The sequence below is a fragment of the Agrilactobacillus composti DSM 18527 = JCM 14202 genome, from assembly GCF_001436375.1.
Lineage (GTDB): Bacteria > Bacillota > Bacilli > Lactobacillales > Lactobacillaceae > Agrilactobacillus > Agrilactobacillus composti.
Genome location: NZ_AZGA01000074.1, coordinates 1 through 17,181, shown reverse-complemented (window position 1 = coordinate 17,181; position 17,181 = coordinate 1). Strand labels below are relative to the sequence as shown.

At 47.0% G+C, this 17,181-nt stretch carries 17 protein-coding genes; 9 read left to right on the top strand and 8 right to left on the bottom strand.

Annotation, left to right across the window (positions count from 1 at the left end):
- Positions 1-446 (top strand): RNA-guided endonuclease TnpB family protein (locus FC83_RS17480; RefSeq protein ID WP_236700838.1); only part of this gene is annotated, 446 nt, incomplete at its 5' end.
- A 388-nt stretch (positions 447-834) separates the two neighbouring features.
- Here the strand turns inward: FC83_RS17480 and FC83_RS12365 are convergent.
- Genes FC83_RS12365 through FC83_RS12355 form a run of 3 tightly spaced genes read right to left on the bottom strand, consistent with a single transcriptional unit; the run spans position 835 to position 3,356 of the window.
- Positions 835-1,476 (bottom strand): TetR/AcrR family transcriptional regulator, encoded by a 642-nt coding sequence (locus FC83_RS12365; protein ID WP_035455102.1) that lies wholly within the window; start codon positions 1,474-1,476, stop codon positions 835-837.
- A 10-nt stretch (positions 1,477-1,486) separates the two neighbouring features.
- Entirely contained in the window at positions 1,487-2,632 is a 1,146-nt protein-coding gene (locus FC83_RS12360; protein WP_057002832.1) for an ABC transporter permease, read from the bottom strand.
- On the bottom strand, positions 2,610-3,356 hold the full coding sequence (locus tag FC83_RS12355; RefSeq protein ID WP_200868868.1) for an ABC transporter ATP-binding protein: 747 nt from the start codon (positions 3,354-3,356) through the stop codon (positions 2,610-2,612). Before FC83_RS12355 ends, FC83_RS12360 begins: the two co-directional genes overlap by 23 nt.
- 190 nt (positions 3,357-3,546) lie before the next feature.
- On the opposite strand from FC83_RS12355, the gene FC83_RS12350 reads away from it, so the two are divergent.
- Positions 3,547-4,641, top strand: coding sequence for an acyltransferase family protein (locus tag FC83_RS12350; RefSeq protein WP_035455111.1), 1,095 nt, complete (start codon positions 3,547-3,549; stop codon positions 4,639-4,641).
- Positions 4,642-4,981: 340 nt separating this feature from the next.
- Positions 4,982-6,613 carry an ABC-F family ATP-binding cassette domain-containing protein gene (locus tag FC83_RS12345; RefSeq protein WP_057002831.1) on the top strand — a complete coding sequence of 544 codons (1,632 nt, stop codon included), beginning with the start codon at positions 4,982-4,984 and terminating at the stop codon, positions 6,611-6,613.
- Between the two features lie 311 nt (positions 6,614-6,924).
- Here the strand turns inward: FC83_RS12345 and FC83_RS12340 are convergent, their stop codons facing one another.
- A complete protein-coding gene (locus FC83_RS12340; protein ID WP_035455114.1) occupies positions 6,925-7,746 on the bottom strand; it encodes a Cof-type HAD-IIB family hydrolase in 822 nt (273 codons plus the stop codon).
- A gap of 81 nt (positions 7,747-7,827) precedes the next feature.
- Complete coding sequence (sfsA, locus tag FC83_RS12335; RefSeq protein ID WP_035455116.1) at positions 7,828-8,583, bottom strand: DNA/RNA nuclease SfsA; 756 nt, start codon at positions 8,581-8,583, stop codon at positions 7,828-7,830.
- A 100-nt stretch (positions 8,584-8,683) separates the two neighbouring features.
- Here sfsA and FC83_RS12330 point away from each other — a divergent pair, with 100 nt between their 5' ends.
- The 4 genes from FC83_RS12330 (at position 8,684) to FC83_RS12315 (ending at position 11,677) form a co-directional block, all read left to right on the top strand.
- Positions 8,684-9,217 (top strand): DUF308 domain-containing protein, encoded by a 534-nt coding sequence (locus tag FC83_RS12330; RefSeq protein WP_035455119.1) that lies wholly within the window; start codon positions 8,684-8,686, stop codon positions 9,215-9,217.
- Positions 9,218-9,386: 169 nt separating this feature from the next.
- On the top strand, positions 9,387-9,923 hold the full coding sequence (locus FC83_RS12325; protein ID WP_035455121.1) for a TetR/AcrR family transcriptional regulator: 537 nt from the start codon (positions 9,387-9,389) through the stop codon (positions 9,921-9,923).
- Positions 9,923-10,981, top strand: coding sequence for an ABC transporter permease (locus FC83_RS12320; RefSeq protein ID WP_057002830.1), 1,059 nt, complete (start codon positions 9,923-9,925; stop codon positions 10,979-10,981). The genes FC83_RS12325 and FC83_RS12320 overlap by 1 nt, the downstream gene beginning before the upstream one ends.
- A gap of 21 nt (positions 10,982-11,002) precedes the next feature.
- Positions 11,003-11,677, top strand: coding sequence for an ABC transporter ATP-binding protein (locus FC83_RS12315; protein WP_035455124.1), 675 nt, complete (start codon positions 11,003-11,005; stop codon positions 11,675-11,677).
- A 69-nt stretch (positions 11,678-11,746) separates the two neighbouring features.
- On the opposite strand, the gene FC83_RS12310 is transcribed toward FC83_RS12315, so the two are convergent.
- The 3 genes from FC83_RS12310 to treR form a co-directional block, all read right to left on the bottom strand.
- Complete coding sequence (locus tag FC83_RS12310; RefSeq protein WP_035455127.1) at positions 11,747-12,334, bottom strand: TMEM175 family protein; 588 nt, start codon at positions 12,332-12,334, stop codon at positions 11,747-11,749.
- Between the two features lie 123 nt (positions 12,335-12,457).
- Positions 12,458-14,110, bottom strand: a complete 1,653-nt coding sequence (treC, locus tag FC83_RS12305; RefSeq protein WP_057002829.1) for an alpha,alpha-phosphotrehalase — start codon at positions 14,108-14,110, stop codon at positions 12,458-12,460.
- A 17-nt stretch (positions 14,111-14,127) separates the two neighbouring features.
- On the bottom strand, positions 14,128-14,856 hold the full coding sequence (gene treR / locus FC83_RS12300; RefSeq protein ID WP_035455130.1) for a trehalose operon repressor: 729 nt from the start codon (positions 14,854-14,856) through the stop codon (positions 14,128-14,130).
- Positions 14,857-15,097: 241 nt separating this feature from the next.
- On the opposite strand from treR, the gene FC83_RS17615 reads away from it, so the two are divergent.
- Both FC83_RS17615 and FC83_RS12290 read left to right on the top strand, forming a co-directional pair.
- The gene (locus FC83_RS17615; protein ID WP_035455133.1) at positions 15,098-15,589 is read left to right on the top strand and encodes a PTS sugar transporter subunit IIA; all 492 of its coding nucleotides are present in this window, start codon (positions 15,098-15,100) and stop codon (positions 15,587-15,589) included.
- Positions 15,590-15,601: 12 nt separating this feature from the next.
- Positions 15,602-17,086, top strand: coding sequence for a PTS transporter subunit EIIC (locus FC83_RS12290; protein WP_057002828.1), 1,485 nt, complete (start codon positions 15,602-15,604; stop codon positions 17,084-17,086).
- Positions 17,087-17,181: the final 95 nt, after the last annotated feature.

The window sequence follows — 17,181 nt, the reverse complement described above, 5'->3', positions numbered from 1 at the left end:
GCAATAAAGAGAACCGCTGGATGACTGATATCAACCATCAGCTGTCTAAGACACTTATTGCGAAGTACGGACCAAATACCTTGTTTGTTCTAGAAGATCTGGTCAACGTTCGTTTTGCCACGGAAAAGACGGTCAAAGATAACCGCTATGAGAAAGTATCTTGGGCATTTTACCAGCTGGAACAGATGTTGACTTACAAGGTTATCCAGGCAGACGCTGCAGTTATCACGGTTAGTGCGGCTTATACCAGTCAGCACTGTCCTCACTGTGGTGAAATCAAGAAGACGAATCGCAACCACCAACTGCACGCTTACCAATGTTCAAACTGCGGTTACCAGTCCAATGATGACCGGGTAGGTGCCATGAACATTCAATACCTGGGTACCCAGTATGTTGACGGCGTGAAAAAGCCCAAACTCAAAAAGAAAAAAAGTGCGAGCGGGTAAACCTGTTCAATTGCCGGTGAAGTCAATCATCGGACCGCTGGGACCCTTAGATAAGTAAGACCCAGTGGCAAGTAACGCCAACACAGCGCGTGCTTATCACACGCAAACTACGTGGAAGGCCGTAAGGTTGTTAGACCACATAGCGTTAGGCGTAAGTCTAAAGGTATCTATCCAGATACCCTCGCCACTTGGTGGTGAGAGACAAGCTCGGTACTTTAGTGCCGAGAACCATTGACTAGTTTACAAGCCTTTGCCTTTGCCGTCAAATACGCTTATGAGTAGGTGCCAGTCTATTCAAAAATAGGCATTAAAAAGCTATCCTAAAAATCAGGATAGCTTTTTAATGTTGTTTTGGGATTGCAAAAATGATTCCTCCCTGCACCAGTTTTCAAGGCCGCAAGCCCTTCAACAAAAACTCGGTGGTTTCCTTGCTGGCTTTAGCAACATCAAGGGTATCCGTGTCACTGAGAATGACTGGCAAAACATAGCCCATCATGGTGCTGATCATGTAACGGGCAATCCGAGACGGTTCCCAATCCACTAATTGATGTTGTTGCTGATAGTGCTGAATTACTGGAAAAACTCGAGGTAGCACGCGATCGACCTGTTGTTGAAAACCTTCAATAATTTTAGCATTGGCCACCATTTCTTGGGCTAGTATGCGCAACTGTTTGCGGTTATTCAAGGCAAAGCTTAAGCGATCTGCCACGATGGAACGCAGTAAATCGGCAAAGTCGGGATAAGAGGTATTCATCACATCCCCTAAAAACTCCGTGGCGATTCGGGGCAAGACTTGCTGGACAAAGGGGCCCAGAATCGCCGTGAGAATACCTTCTTTGGTTTTAAACTGTTTATAAACGGTGCCCTCAGACACCGCGGCGGCCTGGGCGATATCCTTGGTACTGGTGTGGTCATAACCCTTTTCAGAAAAGAGGGTCAAACTGGCCCGCAGGACTGCCTTCTGTTTAGCGGTTAAGCTGGATTCATCTAAACTTTTCGCAAATAGGGTTTGAACATCATTAATTGCCATTTTTCCACCTCTAAACTTGCCGGTAACGACGCATGGTCACCATATTCAACATTAAGAATAGTACCGCAAAACCCACTAGAATCGTTAAATCAAAACCGATATTCATGAAATTCGCGCCCTTTTGGATCACATTGCTCATGGCGTCGGCGCCATAATACAGGGGCATGATCCGGGCGATGGGTTGCAGCCAATGGGCCATTTGATTGATGGGGATAATGCCGGAGAAGAAAATCTGGGGAATCACCACCACTGGAATAAACTGCACCATTTGAAATTCCGAAGCTGCAAAAGTGGAAATGAACAGGCCCAGGGTCAAGGCTACAAAAGCCAGCAACACATTAATGATCAATAGGTTCCAAATACTGCCCAGGATTTGAATTTTGAATACGAAGATACTATAGAACACAATCAACAAGGTTTGAATCAAGGCGAACAGCCCATAGCCCACTAGATAACCATTGATGATCTCACTGCGTTTCACCGGGGTGGCCAACAGGCGATACAGGGTCCCTGTGGTCCGCTCCTTCAATAACGCGATCCCAGAAATCAAGAAGACGAAGAAGAATACCACAAAGCCCATCATGATGGGCAGTAGCGTGTTAAAAAAGGTGGAATCGGCATTACCGTATAAATAGTGGGTCTTTAGCTTATAATTCGGGACTTTCGGAGCCCCGGCTTGGTTTTGGGCTAAATTGGGATTCCGAGTGGCCGCGGCCAGCGCTTGTTGTAGCTTTTGCAGGGCTTGACCTTGGGCTTTCAAAGTAGTAGCCATAGCTTTCGTCTTTAATTTGACTTGAGCCGCCTGTAAGCTCTGTTTGAGAATGGCGCTCTTGCTTTGGTCACTGTTTTGTAAGGTTAAAGTGAGTTTATCACCCTTTTGAACCAAGACGCCCGCATAATCCTTTTGGCGAATGACCCTTTTAGCGCTAGCTGAATCCGACAATTGATGAATGGTCACGTGGTCATTGTCGATGGCTTTCACCAGGGTTGAATTGACGTTTTGTACCCCCAGGGCGGCGGTTTGGTCGTTGTTGGACTGGAATAAGAAATAAATTAGGGTCAAAATCAACAGGGGCGCCACGAACATGAGGGCTAATGTGCGCTTGTCCCGAAACATTTCTTGCAATACCCGTTTAAATATAGCGATTGTTCTCATCTTGCTGCCTCCCGGCTTTTAAGAATACGGCTTCCACGCTGTCCACATGGAAAGCGGCGATTAAGTGTTTAGGTGTGCCCTGGGCGATGGCCGCGCCGTTTCGGATCATCATCAACTGGTCGGCTTGTTCGGCGTCTTCCATCACGTGGGTGGTGAGTAAAATGGTCTTGCCTTTCGTCGCTAATTGATGCAGTTCCTGCCAAATTTGCTGGCGCAACTCCGGGTCGATGCCCACGGTGGGTTCATCTAAAATCAACAGCTCCGGATCAGATACCAGGGCAATGGCCAAGGACAGCCGGCGCTTCATCCCCCCGGAATAAGCCTGGACCCGGGTATCCAAATCCTGTTGCAAATTGACAACACCGGCAGCGTGGGGTATCTGCTGCTTGAGTTGCCCGGGGGTCAAGCCTTGCATGGCCCCAAAGAAATTCAAATTTTCCCGGCCGGTCAAGGCTTCATAGAGGGCATCGGTTTGGGCCATATAACCAATTTTGGCCAGCAATTGCCGGTTGGGCATGGTTTGCCCCAGCACCGTGACTTGGCCTTGTTGGGGTTTTAACATCCCCATAATGGTACTCACCAGCGTGGTTTTCCCCGCCCCACTGGGTCCAATCAAGGCCAATATTTCGCCACTTTGAATGCTTAAGTTAATATCCCGCAGCACGACGGTTTTACCATAGCCCTGCTGCAAGTTGGACACATGAATTGTCTCTGACATGACGATCACCTCATTTTCGTAAGTGAGTGCTCACTCACTTCACCTTTATTATAATTACTTCTCTTGAAAAAACAAGTCAAAGTTTTGCTTAAATTTCTATCTTTCCCCTATGGCGCCGGTGTATGATATTAGCAGGGCTTCACGGCGTTAGTTTTTAGATCGTCCCGTGAAACGCTTTTTTCGAGGGGGATACATAATGGATAATCGCATTCAAAAACGCAGCTCCAATTTTGAATTGCTGCGTATCGTCAGTATGTTTATTATTATTTTGGGCCATTACGCCCTGGGCACCAACTGGTACTTTGCCACCAATACCATGTTCCTGCGCAAAGAAGCCGTGCAATTCCTATGGGTGGGGGGCCGCATGGGGGTGGTCACCTTCACCTTGATCTCCGGGTACTTCCTGGCCAAAAGCCGCTTCAAATGGCGCAGCCTCTTACATAACTGGGCGGAAGTCCTCTTTTATTCTTGGACCGTATTGATTTTGGTGAAAATTGTGGGAAAGCCGGTCGTCTCACCGGTGGATTTTGTCCGGAATTTATTTCCAGTGACCTTTGGGGTGGCCAATTGGTACGCCACCGCTTATATCATTTTGTACTTCTTATTTCCATTCATTAATCTGGCCTTAAAGCATATGAGTAAGACCCAATACCGCACCTTGTTGGTGGTTTTAGGCATTACTTTGACCATCACGCAGGTATTTATGTTAAGCCCAGCGGCTGGCAGCAATGGTTATGACGCGGTATCTTTGATTTTGATTTACTTGATCGGGGCCTATATTCGCTATTATCCGGAAGACTTCAGTCCTAAAAAACGCTGGTTATATGTGGGCTTATTCTTTCTGGCCGTGATTTTATCGGCTTTATCCCTGCTCTTATTAGACTACATGCAAGCCCACAACCTGCAATATTTAAACAAGACCCTTTATTTCGGTTATTTCATGGATGGCAATAGTCCCTTCCCATTAATAGCCGGCACCTGTTTGTTCCTATTCTTCAAGGATCTGCACATCAAACACAGCACCATCATCAATTCCTTGGCCACCACCATGTATGGGGTCTACCTGCTCCACTCCAACTTCTTCTTAGTCACCCCTTTATGGAACTGGGCCATTCGGGGCACCCAATTCCACCATACCAGCCAAATCCTGCTATACGGTTTAGGAGCCGCCCTAGTGGTCTTATTGGTAGGAGCTGTGGTGGACTATATTCGGCAGTTCTTAATGAAGCCAGTTAATTTAGGCTTGGATAAGTTTGCGGCATATTTGGAGAAAAAGAAGCTGTATGGTTGATGATTTTGGTACGAAATTATTGACGAAAGTGCCTAAAATAGATATTATACCTATATAAAGTAATACTAAAAACCGAGTTGCTGGATACAACTCGGCTACTGTAATAGTATTGCGATATAGGGTTTTAGCCGTTGTTAACGGCTATTTTTTTCGCTCTTTTTTAACCAACCAAAGCCACCCTGATTTTCCCTATTGTTTATACCCCGTATTTCTGATACGATTAAAGAATCTGAAATAACCTTTTTAAAATGGCAATTCTGTCCGATTGATTCGCTTGGTTGGTGGGGTTGCCATCTATCGTCATGTCCTAATCACAACTAGAAGAAAAGTGAGGTACGCCTTGTTAACTGTAACGAATGTCTCCATGTCTTTTTCCGACCGTAAGCTTTATGAAGACGTTGATTTAAAATTCACGCCGGGTAACTGCTACGGTATCATTGGTGCCAACGGGGCTGGCAAGTCCACGTTCTTAAAAATTTTGTCCGGGGAATTGGCCCCAACCACCGGTTCCGTTCATTTAGATCCCCACGAACGCATGAGCAATCTGCGCCAGGATCACTTTGCCTTTGACGACCAGACCGTGTTGAACACCGTGATCCAAGGTTATGAACGCCTGTATGACGTGATGACTGAAAAGGATGCCCTTTATGCCAAACCGGATTTCTCTGAAGCCGATGGCAATAAAGCTGCCAACTTAGAAGCTGAATTCGCGGAAATGGACGGCTGGAATGCTGAATCCGACGCTGCCCAGTTATTGCAATCCATGGGTATTCCTGAAGGTGACCACGAAAAACTAATGGGAGAATTACCCGAAAGCCAAAAAATAAAAGTCTTATTGGCCCAAGCCCTCTTCGGTAATCCTGATGTGTTATTACTGGACGAACCAACCAATGGTCTGGATCCTGAGACCATCATGTGGCTGGAAAACTGGTTAGCCGATTACGACAAAACCGTCTTAGTGGTGAGCCATGACCGGTACTTCTTGAACAAAGTCTGCACCATGATGTGCGACGTGGACTTTGGCAAAATCGAGATGTTCGTGGGCAACTACGACTTCTGGCTAGAATCCAGCAAGTTGGCCCAACAACTACAAGCCAATTCCAACGCTAAAAAAGAAGAGCAGATCAAGCAACTCCAAGAATTCGTGGCCCGCTTCTCCGCCAATGCGTCTAAGTCTAAACAGGCCACGGCCCGTAAGAAACAATTGGAGAAAATTACTTTAGACGATATTAAACCCAGCAGCCGCAAGTACCCCTTCATCAAATTTGAAATGGAACGGCCTTTGGGTAACGACTTACTGCGGGTGGACCATGTGTCTAAAACCGTGGACGGCGTCAAAGTCTTAGATAATGTCAGCTTCACCCTGCGGCCGGAGGACAAAACCGCCATTGTCAGCCGCAATGACGTCACCGCAACGCAATTGATGCGCCTCTTGGCTGGGGAAGATCAACCCGATAGTGGCACCATTTCTTGGGGCGTGACTGCTAACAAAGCTTACATGCCGAAGGACTTGACCCCAGAGTTTACCGATGAATCTTTAGATATCTTGTCCTGGTTGCGGCAATTTGTGAAGAACAAAGAAGAAGATGACAACACCTTCTTACGGGGTTTCTTAGGCCGGATGCTCTTCTCCGGTGAAGAAGTCCTAAAAGCTGTCCCGGTTTTATCCGGGGGTGAAAAAGTCCGCAGTTATTTGGCTAAGCTCATGCTCAGTAAAGCCAATGTTTTATTGCTAGACGACCCTACGAACCACTTAGATATGGAAAGCATCACGGCGTTAAATGATGCCTTGATCGACTTCCCCGGGGCTGTGATTTTCACCAGTCATGACCACCAATTCATCCAAACCATCGCTAACCATATTATTGAAGTTGGCCCACTGGGTGTGGTAGACCGGGCCGATACCCATTATGATGATTTCTTAGATCACAAAGTCGTCAAAGAACAAGTGGCGGCCATTTATCCCCATTAATACCAAGTAGAAAAGCAATGTCAATTCAAAAACGAATCACGTTTTTGAACCGGCATTGCTTTTTTGTTAGTCACGACTTGTCGTGACCGGATTCATTGATTGCTAAAGATTAAAGGCCACCGTTGAAGAGTGAGCCAATTGTATTAACAACGTAAGTTACGATGTTGCCAATACCACCAAGGATGATATTAGGTGCAGTCCCTAATAAAGTAAGTAAACCTGATAACATGAAGATTCCCCCCTTTCATACTACTCCTTAATTATACAACATTTGGCCCAAGCTTTGTACAATAACGTTAATTTGTCAAAAATTACAGGGGTAATTGGCCCACCAACAAGCGGTCCAACATGTCCAAAACGCCACTCTCATTATTATCCAGAGGCGTCACTGGTAGGTCAAATTGGTGCATGGCTTGGGGGGCATTTTTCATCACATAACCGTGTTTCACGTGCTGCAGCATTTCTAAGTCATTGAAATTATCCCCAAAGGCCATGATTTCATCTGGGGTCAAATCCCAGTGCTGTTGTAATTGGTCGATACCATAGGCTTTGTTGACACCCTTGGGGATCACGTCAATACTGCCAAAACCGCTTGGTGTAGCGAAGACGTGCTGGCCGAAGAGTCGGTTGATTTTTTTGGCTTCAGCCATGACTTCCCCTTGGTCAAAGCCTAAGTTTAATTTATAAATGTCATCGCTGACATCCCGCAGGTCATCAACGGCCATCATTTTGGGAATATAATAGCGCACTAACTCACTGTGAATACTGGGGTCATCTTTTCTAGCATAAGCCCCTTGCTTGCCGGACAAGTGAATATGGGCCCCTTCAAATAACGGGTCAGATTCTAAGCGGTCAATCAAGGGTTCTAAAATAGCTGGTTTGATCAGGCTTTGGGCGATGGGTTTTTGGCCGTCCACGATGTTGGCGCCATTTTCAGCCACAAAGGTTTGCAAGGGGGACTTAGCTTCAAAAACATCATGGAGGTGGATCAAGTCATTGCCACTGGCCACGGCAAAATGAATGCCCTGGCGATGCATCTCTTGATATTGTTCGTTGAAGCGGTCTACGTCATAGTGATGTTGGTCGTCAAAAAAAGTGCCATCAATATCAGTTACTACCAAGCGAATACTCAAAATAAAACCTCCGTTATCTTTTGAAAATGGTTACAGTCTTACTTATTATTATGTGGGAAATACACGTTAAAAGCAAATGTCCTATTTTTTCGGCGGCTTGATGGAACTGGGCAAACCGTCGCTGACAAAGGGCTGCTGGAGGTCAAAGGGCACCGGGTCGGTTAGTGTTAAGGTCTGGGGCGTGACGGCACAACCGTAGGCCAAGACGTTTAAGCCTTTAGCTTGGGCCTGTTCAATGGCCAGGGCTAAGGGCTCATAAATCGCCCGGTCAATGGTCATGGCTTTGATGTCGGCCATTTGAATCACAAACAATAAATACCCTAAATAACCTTCAGCCATGGCTTTTTCTAAGGTATGGACGTGTTTCAAGCCCCGGGTGGTGGGGGCGTCGGGAAAGGCGGCGATGCCTTCATTGGCTAAGGTGACGCCTTTCACCTCCAGGAAAAAGGGCCGCTTTAAGTCGTCAAAGCCCATGAAATCGATGCGGGAATCTAAAAATTTGGTCTCAGGCAAAACCGTTTCAATGTACTTGATACCTGGCAATTTGATATAATTACTTTCCAAGCCAGCCTTAACTACCACGTTGGGAGCTTGAGAATCCACGTTGATCCAAATGCGGTCGTATTTTTTGGCGGCCACTAAGTCATATTGGGTCTTGCGCTTGGGGTTGTCACTTTTTACCAGAGAAGTAGTGACTCCGGGTTGCAAAATGGTGGTACGCCCGGTGTTTTTCACGTGAACGGTGACCACTTCCCCGGTGTCTAGCAAAGCACAGTGGGCGATAAAACGGTTGGGTCGATCGATAAATCGGGCTAAATGATGATTTGAATACTCCATGAGATACTCCTTAAGTCCCTGTTTATTTACGGACGTTATGTTTAAAATAGAACTATAAAATAAATGTTAATGTTGTACTTCAATAATGAGGTGTGAAGAAATGAGTAACTTTTTTGGTACGATTCGCAGATATACTTGGCTCAAAAGTTTAATATATGTGCTCTTTGGTCTGTTTGCCCTCTTTGAACCTAATGGGACGCTGAATAGCTTTATCACTGTCATGGCGGCCTTCGTGGGGGTCTTCGGGGTCATCAATTTGGTGGCTGCCCTCAAAGAACGGCACAGTAGTGGTCAATCTAATATTGGCGTAACTTTGGCCGTTTTGCAACTGTTAGCCGCCTTGATGATTTGGGTCTTGGCTAAACCGTTGTTGGCCTTCTTACCCATTATCATGGGTGTGATTTTAGGGGTCAACGGGATTTCCAAGATCATGAGCGCTTTGAATCACAAGCAGTACGTGAATGTTTCCCCACTACCCTTTGTGCTCTATGGCGTGTTGTTAGTCATCGTGGGCGTGGTCTTAGTCTTTAACCCATTCAGTGCCACTTTGTTGGCGGTTAGATTGTTTGGGGTCTTGCTGTTGATCATGGCTGTCATGGATATTATCACTGTTCGTAAGTTTAAAAATCAATAGGTAATTCAGGGCGTCACACCGATCCTCCCCGGTGTGGCGCCTTTTTTTTGTGCCTTTCAAAGAAATTTTCAATCGATGTTGACACGGTGTCACTTTTTAGGTATAGTAGTCCCAATGAGTGACACGGTGTCACCTTTTAAAAAGTGTTCAAGAAAGGAATTTTGGAACCATGCCCAGTACAACCTTCGACAACTTAAAAACTGATAAAAAAAACCTGGTGACCCAGGCCCTGCTCCAGGAATTCTCCAGTTATCCTTTAGCCCAGGCCCAAGTGGCCCGAATCATTAAAACCGCTGGGATTTCCCGGGGGGCCTTTTACAAGTACTTCACAGATATTGAAGATGCTTATCTTTATCTCTATAGCACCGCCATGGGGGAAATTCATCAAAATATCAAGCAAAACCTAAGCACGCCCATGGTGGCCGCTGATTACCTGCATTACACGGAAGCCTTCTTAGACAACGTGGCCAATAATGCTTATCGCCAATTGATTCGACTGCACTTCATGCAAAACGAAGGCCTCTTAAATCGGGTACAACCCCCAGTGGATGTGGCTCGGGTCAAAGACACGCCGGCCAACGCTTGGGCGGCCATGGTCCTCACCCATGAAACCCTGCGCCAAATCCTCATCACCCCTGAATTAAAATCCAGCCTCCTGGCAAAATTGACGGCCAGCCTACAGGCCTTAGAAAGGATCGACGCTTAATGTTCTTAGCTTTAAAGGAAATCAAGCACGAAAAATTACGTTACGGCCTGATCATTGGCATGGTGCTGTTGATCAGCTACTTAGTTTATATCTTGAGCGGGCTAGCTTTTGGCTTAGCCCAGCAAAATACCCAGGGGGTGGAATCCTGGGGCGCCCAGCGCATCGTCTTGGATAAAGATGCCAACACCAGCTTACAACAGTCCCTGTTGACCAAGTCCCAAACGGACAAATTGACTTTATCCAAAAGCGAGAGTTACGTGGGTCAAAGTTCCGTGGTGGCCAAAGGATCTAAGGCCCGCAATATTTCCGCCCAGTTCATCGGCCTGGACACCAAGCAATATATTGCCCAGGATATGAAATTGACCAGTGGCCATCAGGTCAACGGCGCCAATCAAGTGGTGGTGGATAGCCAATTTCAACAAGATGGCTATAAATTAGGGGACACGCTGAAGTTTAATTCCAAGTCCCAGGCCTATACCATTGTGGGCTTTACAGAAAATGCCAAGTTGAATATCGCCCCAATCATTTACGGGAATTTAAGCACTTGGCGGACTTTGAAGAACCTGCCGAACAGCTTTACGGCCAGCGGCATTGTGTCTAAAAACGCCAAGTATACCACCGGCATTACCCAATTGAAGAGCTACGATGTCCATACTTTCATTCAAGCCCTGCCCGGCTATAGTGCCCAAAACACCACTTTCACCTTGATGATCGGCTTTTTGATGGTGATCTCCATTGTGGTCATCGCTGTGTTCTTATACATTTTGACCATTCAAAAACTGCCCAATTACGCGGTGCTGCGGGCCCAGGGGGTACCGGCTAAAACCCTGGTGCAAAACACCATTAGCCAAGCCCTACTTTTGGTCAGCGGCGGTTTAGTCTTGGCCATCGCCTTGACGGCCTTGACCGCCAGCGTCCTGCCCATGGGGGTCCCCATCGGCTTTAACCTGCCGTTACTAGCTGTCATCACCGTGGGGATCATCCTCACCGGGATTTTAGGGGCCATCATCCCCGTGCGCTTAATTTTAAAAGTCGACCCCGTCAGCGTTATCGGTTAACCATAGGAGGTTTCTGAAAATATGTCCGTTATCGAATTAACCAATGTGAACAAATCTTTTGGCGTGGATACCAGCAAAATCGACGTCTTACAAAATATCAATTTCAGCGCCCAAAAAGGCGAAGTCAGCCTCATCGTGGGCCCCTCAGGTTCTGGGAAAAGCACCTTTTTGACCATCGCCGGGGGCCTGCAAACCCCAAGTTCCGGCCAAGTAGTGGTGGAATCTGAGACCATGAGCCAGTTGTCCCCAAAAGCCCGGGATGCCCTGCGCCTGCGGAAAATTGGCTTTATCCTCCAGGCTTATAATTTGGTCCCCTATTTGACCGTGGCCGAACAATTCCAATTTGTGGACCGGATCAAAACGCAGCATAACCTCTCCGCCAGCGATTTGAACGCGTTATTACAGGATTTAGATATCGCCAACTTAGTGAAAAAATACCCCAGCGAATTATCCGGGGGTCAAATGCAGCGGGTGGCCATCGCCCGGGCCTTGTACCCAGACCCAGAAATCATCCTAGCCGATGAACCCACGGCAGCCTTAGACAGTGAGCGGGTAGCCGTGGTGGGCCAATTGTTCCAAGACCTAGCCCGGCAACGGGATAAAGCCTTGGTAGTGGTGATCCACGACATGCGCTTGGAAAAATATGCCGATCATATTTATGAAATTTTGGATGGTCGGATGAAACAAGCCAGTTAGCCCAAATAAAGAGACCAATGATGCTAAATTTCAGCAATCATTGGTCTCTTTTGATGTATTTTATCGAATTTACACCACTTCTTTGGTCAACGTTCGGGAAATAATCGTCCGGACTAAAAAGCTTAGGGCAATGGTGGGTAGTAAAAATAGCGGCCATAAGATGCCCACCAGTAAGTATACGATGCTAAAACCAAACATGATGATGGCGGAATGATACTCCTGCAAGTCGTGTTTGGTGGGGCTTTGGCCTTGGCGCTGCCAGTGGCCCATGACTTGATGGAACAAGATGAATTGTAAGGAATCCACCAAGCATACCACCAGGGCGAAAATCGTGGTGTTAAAGCGGGCCGTTAAATCATTGTTCAACAATGAAGTGGCAAAGGGCATCAAACAGACAAAGCATAAGTAAAACAGATTTAAGATCAATAATTTCGTGGTAGGTTTGGTTAATTTGCTAAAGAGCTCTTGATGGAAAATCCAATATTGGCCAATTACCGCAAAACTGATAAAAAAGGTCAGTATTTCTTCAGGCAGATTACCTAAATGCTGCCAGGATAAATTGCTGGGTGCTTTGATATCCAACACCATGATGGTCAAAACCACCCCGAAAACCCCATCTGAAATAGCGTCTAATCTGGATTTTGAACTATGAAACATAGCTATCCCTCCCAATGAGTTTATTATACGCCTACCAAGGGTATGGGGATAATAGTAATCCTCATGAAAAGGGCCCGGCATCACTGCGATACAGTGCTGCTGGGCTCTTTTTTAAATCGCTTTTTAAAAAGCTAAAGCGATGGCTTCATAAGGCTGTAATTTAATTTGCGCTGGCAGGTTGGTCAGGTCCCGGTTGTAATTGCTGATCAAGGTCTTGGCTTGAGCCACTTGATAAGCCACCGGAACTTCAAAAGTCGTTTCCGTGCCGTAGAAGTTATTTAAAACCAGCAATTGCCGGCCTTGATACAAGCGGACATAGGCATAAACTTGCGCATCCCCTAATTGCACCGGGGCATAATCCCCCAATGAAATAATCGGGTCGGTATGACGCAGATGAATCAATTGTTGGTAATAATCAAAAATTTCCCCATGGTCTAATTCAGCGGCCACGTTGATTTGACCTTGGTCCGTGGGCCGCAGCCATGGGGTCCCCGTGGTAAAGCCGGCATGCTCACTGTCATCCCAGTGCATGGGAGCCCGAGAGTTGTCCCGGGCCTTGGACTGCACGATGGCAAAGGCTTCTGCCGGAGTTTTGCCCTGCTTTAAGAGCCGGGCATAGGCGTTTTTAGCTTCGATATCCACGTAATCCGCCATGGTTTCATAAGCCGGGTCGATCATACCAATTTCCTCACCCTGATAAATATAAGGGGTCCCCCGCAATAAATGCATGGCTGTAGCCAACATGGTGGCCGATTTCACCCGATAAGTCCCGGGGTCGCCAAAGCGATTCAGCGCCCAAGGCTGGTCGTGGTTATTCCAAAATAAAGCGTTCCAGCCCCCACCTTGAACCATCCCCACCTGCCAGTCATTCAGGGTCTTTTTTAACAATTGGAAATCAAAGGGCACTTTAGACCATTTTTCGCCGTGGTCGTAATCCACCTTGAGATGGTGGAAGGTGAACACCATGGTGAGCTCGTGGTTAGCCGGCAGGGTGTAGGCCACGGAATTGGGGATGGTGGTGGAGGACATTTCCCCCACGGTGATGCTGTCAGCATCCTGGCCAAAGCTGGCCCGGTTCATTTCCTGTAAGTATTGTTGCACCACGGGCGTGTCGGTATACATAAATTTGCTGTCGGTGCCAGCAGGGGCATCAGCCAAGTCGGTGGGCTTACCGGTGACATTGATCACGTCAAAGCGGAAGCCTTTAACGCCCTTGGCCCGCCAGAAATTGATCACTTTGAACAATTCTTCCCGGACCACCGGATTATGCCAATCTAGATCCGCTTGGCTGGGGTCATATAAATGCAGATAATATTTGCCGGTATCCCCAAAAGGTGCCCAAGCGGGGCCGCCAAATTTGGAGTCCCAGTTGTTGGGCAGGTCGCCGTTGGGCTTAGGGTCTCTGATGTAGAAAAAATCTTGATACTTTTTATCCCCAGCCAGGGCTTTTTGAAACCAAGTACTGGCGGTGGACACGTGATTTAAAACCATGTCTAGCATGACTTCAATATTTGCCGATTTTAAGGCGGTCACCAACTGGTCAAAGTCGGCCATGGTGCCAAACATGGGATCCACCGCGTAATAGTCGGCAATGTCATAGCCGTTGTCCTTTTGGGGGGACACGAAAAACGGGTTGAACCAAATCATATCGATATGCAGTTTAGCCAGATAAGGGATTTTGGCGATGATACCGGGCAAGTCCCCAATACCATCCCCATTGCTGTCGTAAAAGGACTTGGGATAGATTTGATAAATCACTTTATTTTCAAAATTCATTGATAAGTTTCCTCCAGTTATTGGCCATGATGGTGGCGCCGGGCAAAGTCCACGAACTTAAAGCGGTCCGGTCGGTGCCGGGAAACGGTGTATTGGAAAAAGGTGGTATCGTTCAAATAAGTCAAACTCCGCACCACCACCGCTAAATTGTTATTAGCGCCTAAGCCCAGATAATGGCACATCTTGTCACTCACCGGTTCCACCGTGATGGTCTTGGTGGCATAGGCGATCTCCAGACCCAGGGTTTCTTCAAAATACCGGTATAAAGAATGTTCCGCGACTTTTTCTGGGATATTGGGCACCACGGACTTGAGGATATAATCTTCGTCCACCACAATGGGTTCTTCATTAATGGTCCGCAGTCGCTGCACAAAAGTGACCCGGGGATCTTTGACTTGGGTTTGGTCAATGATGTCTTGGGGCAAAGTCCCCTCCGCTAAGGTCAATACCTTAGTGGTGGCGTGCATTTGCTGGCTTTCATTTAATTCAGAAAAGGTGGTGATTCCAGAAATTGGGAAAGTAAAGCGGGCGGTGTTTAACACCACGGACCCCTTCCCCTTTATTTTTTGAATCAAACCATTATTGGTAAGTTCGGTCAAAGCTTTGCGAATGGTGGCCCGAGATGTCCCATATAATTTGGTCAAGTCCGCTTCACTGGGCAACAATGTCCCTGTAGGATACAGGTCATGTTTAATTTTATCGGTTAAATCCTGGGCAATATTTAAATATTTAACTTGGGTGTCCATCACGAACGCCTCCTTTGACAGTTAAAACGTTTACAAATCGGATTATAGCACACTTGTTTAGACAAGTAAATTAATTAGTTGTAATCATCTAAATCACTTATATAACAGCATTTATAAAAAATAATAGCGATATATTTGACACCTGTACGTATAGGCTATATACTGAACTCATGAAAACGTTTTAGAATTTATAGCCATTATTTTGTAAGCGATTTAACCCAGAATATCAGGAGGACTTATCATGTTTAAATTATTCAAGAAAAACCAACCCGTTGTGGACAATCAAGTGTACGCCCCTGTTAACGGTGAATTGATCGATTTAGCCCAAGTCAGCGACCAAGTTTTTGCTTCCAAAGCCATGGGCGACGGCTTCGGGGTCAAACCTACCGATAATACCATCGTGGCCCCAGTGGCTGGCACTATCACCATGGTGGCCGACACCAAACACGCCGTGGGCATCACCATGGCCAACGGCTTAGAAGTTTTAATTCATATGGGGGTGGATACAGTGGACTTAAAGGGTGCGCCTTTTACCATTAACGTGAAAACTGGCGACCAGGTCACTGGGGGCCAGCCCCTAGCTACCATGGATTTAAAAACCGTGGCGGCAGCTGACTTAGATACTGTGATCATCGTGGTGATCACCAATTCCAACGATAAATTGGCAGAACTTTCTATCAAACCTGGGGAAATTGCAGCTGGTGACGTGGTGGGTACGGCCACTGCCAAGTAAGGAGGAATAAACATGGCTAAAAAAGATTACACCGATTTAGCAAAAACGATTATTACTAACGTTGGGGGCCCGCAAAACGTCAACAGTTTGATCCATTGTATTACCCGCCTACGGTTTTATCTAGAAGATACCGATCAAGCAAAAACTGACGTGTTGAAGAACACGCCGGGGGTCATCGACGTGCGCCAAGCCCAGGGCCAGTACCAAGTCGTTATTGGCAACGCCGTGGCCAATGTGTATGACGCGGTGATTGACCAATTAGGTCCCGGCTTTGCCGACACCAGCGCCACGGAAGAAGCTGTAGTCGCCACCGGGGGCGATGCTGATCCTGACTTGAATTTTTGGGACAAGCTCAAAAATGGCTTCAATAACTTACTAGGGGTCATCACCGGTTCCATGAGCCCAGTCATCGGGGTCTTGGCTGCATCCGGGATCATCAAGGGCTTGTTGGCCCTGTTGACCTTGCCGCAATTAGGGGGATTATTAGACCCTAAGAGTGTCCCTTACTTGACCGTTTCCGCCATGGCCGACGCTGCCTTCTTCTTCCTGCCGGTAATGGTGGGCTTCTCCGCCGCCCGGCGCCTGGGAGGCGACCCGATTATCGCCGCCGTGATTGGGGCTTTTCTGACCTATCCGCAAATGATCACCTGGGGTAAGTCTTTTAAAACCATGTTTGAAATCGGTAGCTTCAACTTCCAATTCCTGAACTATACTTATTCCATTTTCCCAATTATTTTGGCCGCATGGATGGCCAAGAAAATTGAAGATTGGCTCAAAGCCCATCTGCCTAATTACCTGCAAATGATTTTCATCCCGCTAATTACGATTCTAATCGTCTCCACCATCACCTTGATCGTCACCGGGCCAGTGATTCAAGGTATCGCCAACGGTTTAGCCACCTTCATCACTTGGTTGGTCAGCGTTTCTGGCTGGGCTGGCGGTTTGGTCATCGGCGGTTTCTACCAAGTCCTGGTTATCTTCGGCCTACATTGGGGCGTGGTGCCATTGGTGGCCCAACAAATTTCTGGCAATGGGGCCAGCCCACTGAACGCCATCATCAGTACCACCATGGTAGCTCAAGGTGCCGCGGTCTTAGCAGTTGCCATCAAATCCAAGAAAGCCGCTATCAAAGAATTAGGTTTCGCCGCTATGATTTCCGCCTTTTGTGGCGTCACCGAACCCGCTATTTACGGGATCAACCTGCGCTTCCGCAAAGTCTTCGTATCCGGTTTGATTGGTTCCGCCGTGGGTGGTTTCATCACCGGTTTGATGCATGGTAACATGTTTGGCTTCACCGGCGGCCTCATCGGCTTCCCATCCTTCTTCAATCCGAAAAATCCAACCGACTTAAACAGCTTCTGGGCCTTCTTGATTGCCAGTGGCGCCGCTATCCTGGTCAGCTTTATCGTGACTTGGGTCTGGGGCTACAACGACAACATGGCCATGAGTTCTGAAGTGGCTAAAAAAGCTAAACCAGGTCAAGCGGTCAAAGCTTAAGCATGATTCAAAAGTAACGTAAAAATCCTTAGTCCAACCTGAAGTGCCCTACAATTGTTAGACAAGAAGTCTAATGATTGTGGGGTATTTTATAT

Excerpts from the sequence above, each read along its gene's own strand:
- FC83_RS12365 (WP_035455102.1), bottom strand. The coding sequence starts at position 1,476 with ATGGCAATTAATGATGTTCAAACCCTATTTGCGAAAAGTTTAGATGAA.
- FC83_RS12320 (WP_057002830.1), top strand. The coding sequence starts at position 9,923 with ATGTTCTTAGCTTTAAAGGAAATCAAGCACGAAAAATTACGTTACGGC.
- FC83_RS17615 (WP_035455133.1), top strand. The coding sequence starts at position 15,098 with ATGTTTAAATTATTCAAGAAAAACCAACCCGTTGTGGACAATCAAGTG.
- FC83_RS12315 (WP_035455124.1), top strand. The coding sequence starts at position 11,003 with ATGTCCGTTATCGAATTAACCAATGTGAACAAATCTTTTGGCGTGGAT.
- FC83_RS12290 (WP_057002828.1), top strand. The coding sequence starts at position 15,602 with ATGGCTAAAAAAGATTACACCGATTTAGCAAAAACGATTATTACTAAC.
- FC83_RS12360 (WP_057002832.1), bottom strand. The coding sequence starts at position 2,632 with ATGAGAACAATCGCTATATTTAAACGGGTATTGCAAGAAATGTTTCGG.
- treC (WP_057002829.1), bottom strand. The coding sequence starts at position 14,110 with ATGAATTTTGAAAATAAAGTGATTTATCAAATCTATCCCAAGTCCTTT.
- treR (WP_035455130.1), bottom strand. The coding sequence starts at position 14,856 with ATGGACACCCAAGTTAAATATTTAAATATTGCCCAGGATTTAACCGAT.
- sfsA (WP_035455116.1), bottom strand. The coding sequence starts at position 8,583 with ATGGAGTATTCAAATCATCATTTAGCCCGATTTATCGATCGACCCAAC.
- FC83_RS12330 (WP_035455119.1), top strand. The coding sequence starts at position 8,684 with ATGAGTAACTTTTTTGGTACGATTCGCAGATATACTTGGCTCAAAAGT.
- FC83_RS12310 (WP_035455127.1), bottom strand. The coding sequence starts at position 12,334 with ATGTTTCATAGTTCAAAATCCAGATTAGACGCTATTTCAGATGGGGTT.
- FC83_RS12350 (WP_035455111.1), top strand. The coding sequence starts at position 3,547 with ATGGATAATCGCATTCAAAAACGCAGCTCCAATTTTGAATTGCTGCGT.
- FC83_RS12325 (WP_035455121.1), top strand. The coding sequence starts at position 9,387 with ATGCCCAGTACAACCTTCGACAACTTAAAAACTGATAAAAAAAACCTG.